Annotated in this window: 1 protein-coding gene; it reads right to left on the minus strand. The window is 73.0% G+C overall.

The window, feature by feature from the left end; genetic code table 11:
* The coding region (locus tag WDV06_RS37105; RefSeq protein ID WP_395514196.1) for a polyketide synthase at nucleotides 1-512 on the minus strand (512 nt) is incomplete at both ends.

A 512-nucleotide genomic window follows, 5' to 3' on the forward strand; every position in this document is an offset into this window, starting at 1 on the left:
AGCACCCGATGCCCCTTGGCCACCGCGTCCGACAGCCGCTCCACCAGCAGCATGCCCACACCCTCGGCCCAGCCCGTACCGTCCGCCGCGTCCGCGAACGCCTTGCACCGGCCATCAGCGGCCAGACCCCGCTGCTGCGAGAACTCCACGAAGGTGGAGGGGGTCGCCATGACGGTGACGCCGCCGGCCAGGGCGACGTCGCATTCGCCGGTGCGCAGGGACTGGGCGGCCAGGTGGAGGGCCACCAGGGAGGAGGAGCACGCGGTGTCCACCGTCACCGCCGGGCCCTCCAGACCCAGGGCGAAGGAGATGCGGCCGGAGACCACGCTGCCGGAGGTTCCGGTGCCGCCGTAGCCGCCCGCGTCGTCGAGGACGCCGGGCCGGTCGGTGCCGTAGTCGTGGTACATCGAGCCGACGAAGACGCCGGTGCGCGATCCCCTCAACGAGGACGCCGGGATCCCGGCCCGTTCCAGCACCTCCCACGACGTCTCCAGCAGCAACCGCTGCTGCGG

Source organism: Streptomyces racemochromogenes, from assembly GCF_044129415.1.
Classification (GTDB): Bacteria; Actinomycetota; Actinomycetes; order Streptomycetales; family Streptomycetaceae; genus Streptomyces; species Streptomyces racemochromogenes_A.